Below are 2476 nucleotides of genomic sequence, written 5' to 3'. Positions count from 1 at the left end.
AGAGATCGAATTTTTATTTCAAGATGAAATACAGGCGTTATCAGAAATTTTAGAGGAGGGGGTGATCAGATGTCAGATGGTAAGTGCATAGTAAAGTATTTAAGATTGTCGCTGGAAGATGAGGATATGCTGGATGAATCCAATAGTATTACCAATCAGAGAATTGTGATTGGACAATACATAGCCAGTAAAAATGAGTTCAAAAATACGGAAGTGTTAGAATTCAAAGATGATGGCTATAGTGGAACGAATTTCGATCGCCCAGGATTCCAAAGTATGATGGAATTAGTAAGAGATGGAAAAGTCAGCACAATTATAGTGAAAGACCTTTCTCGATTCGGCAGGAATCATATAGAGGTTGACACATATCTGGAACAAATTTTTCCATTTATGAATGTGAGATTCATAGCGATCAATGATAATGTTGATAGTATGAAATATGAATCTGGTATGCCGGGAATAGATGTTGGTTTCAGAAATATTATTAACGAACATCATAGCATTGATACTTCCGTTAAAGTAAAAAGAACTTTGATACAGCGTCAGAAAGCTGGAAAATATATGGGAGCGAGAGCACCGTATGGATATTTGAAGCCTGATGAAGATGTGACCAGCCTCGTGATTAATCCGGAGACAGCGCCTGTTGTGAAGATGATATTTCAGAAATATCTTGATGGAATGAATATTACTCAGCTGGCACGTTACCTGAATGAGCAGAAAATTATGAGTCCAGGTCAATATAAAAGAGAAGTTCTGAAAACTGGTGTGAAGAAAACAACAGAAAAATATATCTGGTATCCGGTAACTGTAAGACTGATACTGATGACAGAAACGTATACGGGAACTACGATTGGCGGCAAGTGGAAAGTTGCTTCGGTAGGAAGTAATAAGCATTTGAAAACAAAAGAAGAAGACTGGATTGTGGTTGAGGGTACGCATGAAGCGATTGTTTCTAAAGAGGTGTTTGATGCTGTACAGGAAAAGTTGGAATTAAATTCCAGAAAGAGGAGCAAAACCCACAATAATAATTATCCGCTGAAAGGATTGGTAAAATGTGGGGGATGCGGTCAGAATCTACAGCATGTAACCAGATGCAATCCGCACTTTAAGTGCGCAAGGAAATTTAATGCGGCAAATCAAGATTGTGTAACAGACAATTTATATGATGACGAGTTCAATGAGATGATTTTCAGGGCAATAAAGCTGTTTGCAAAGATCAGTGATGATGCTGAACCGGTACTCGAATTACAGAAAGCAGAATTAAAATCAAAAGTGAATGGAGCTGCAAAAAAGATTCGGGATGCCAAAGACAGTATTAGCAGATACAAGCACCAGAAGACTGAACTATATATGCGATATGCAATGGAAGAAATCTCAGAAGAAGAGTTCACCAGAAAAAATGACAAGCTGGATAAACAAATTGAGAAAGAAACCTTAGCGATAGCGCAAATGGAGACAGAACAGAGTGAAGCGGCTGAACGTTTATTTGAAATTCCATCAGATGGCAGGCAGTGTCTGACAGATTTAATTGAAGGAAATGAGCAATTAACCAGAGAGATAGCAGCAACTTTTATTCGTGGTATCAAGGTATATAATGATAAGCGAATAGAAATTGAATGGAATTTTGCTGATGAGCTGGTGAAGTATGTGGAGCAGGTGCAGAAAATCTGCAGTTGAAGTGATGCCGGACAAATTACAAAAATTTTGTGTCATTAGCTTGACACAAGGGGGCGCACATTCCGATAATAATCTGGATGTTCAGGAATTTATGATACTTCCAATTGGAGCCGATAGCATTACAGAAGGAATCCGCTGGTGTGCAGAAGTCTATCATCATTTGAAAAAATTATTAAAGAACCGTGGGTTGTCTGTGGCAGTGGGAGATGAAGGCGGCTTTGCTCCGAACATTGCAAATGAGGAAGAAGCCATCCAGCTTATTATGGAAGCCATTACCAAAGCAGGGTACAGCTGCGGCAGAGGCAAGCAGTTTATGATTTCTCTGGATGCGGCTGCCAGCGAATGGAAAGGAAATGCACCGGGAGAATATTATCTGCCGAAATCCGGTAAACTTTATACCACGGATGAACTGATTGTTCATTGGGAAAAGATGATTCGCCGTTTTCCAATTTATTCCATTGAAGACCCGCTGGATGAAGAGGATTGGGATGGCTGGAAACGTCTGACAGAAAAAGTGGGAGATAAAGTGATTCTGGTAGGCGATGATTTATTTGTCACGAATCCGGTGCGCCTTAATAAAGGAATTTCCATGGGATGCGGTAATGCGATTCTGATTAAGCCAAACCAGATTGGAACGCTCTCAGAAACTATGGAAGCCATCCGCATGGCAAAAGAACATGGTTATGAGATCATCATGTCCCACCGGAGCGGCGAGACCGAGGATACGACCATAGCGGATTTGTCAGTAGGGCTTGGCAGTGACCTGATTAAAACCGGAGCACCGTGCCGTGGCTAGCGG

At 40.6% G+C, this 2476-nt stretch carries 2 protein-coding genes; both read left to right on the top strand.

The window, feature by feature from the left end; all coding sequences use genetic code 11:
* Positions 1 to 69: 69 nt before the first annotated feature.
* A complete protein-coding gene (locus RDS42_RS14120) occupies positions 70 to 1677 on the top strand; it encodes a recombinase family protein (protein WP_308784221.1) in 1608 nt (535 codons plus the stop codon).
* Entirely contained in the window at positions 1646 to 2473 is an 828-nt protein-coding gene (locus RDS42_RS14115; RefSeq protein WP_308784220.1) for an enolase C-terminal domain-like protein, read from the top strand. The genes RDS42_RS14120 and RDS42_RS14115 overlap by 32 nt, the downstream gene beginning before the upstream one ends.
* The last annotated feature ends 3 nt before the right edge of the window (positions 2474 to 2476 follow it).

It is taken from the genome of uncultured Blautia sp., assembly GCF_902497045.1.
GTDB lineage: Bacteria > Bacillota > Clostridia > Lachnospirales > Lachnospiraceae > Blautia_A.
Note: the sequence above shows the minus strand (reverse complement) of the source record. Positions and strands in the feature narration are given on the sequence as shown.

Bases quoted from the DNA above. Each gene is read 5' to 3' on its own strand.
- RDS42_RS14115 (WP_308784220.1), top strand. From the start codon at position 1,646: ATGTGGAGCAGGTGCAGAAAATCTGCAGTTGAAGTGATGCCGGACAAA.
- RDS42_RS14120 (WP_308784221.1), top strand. From the start codon at position 70: ATGTCAGATGGTAAGTGCATAGTAAAGTATTTAAGATTGTCGCTGGAA.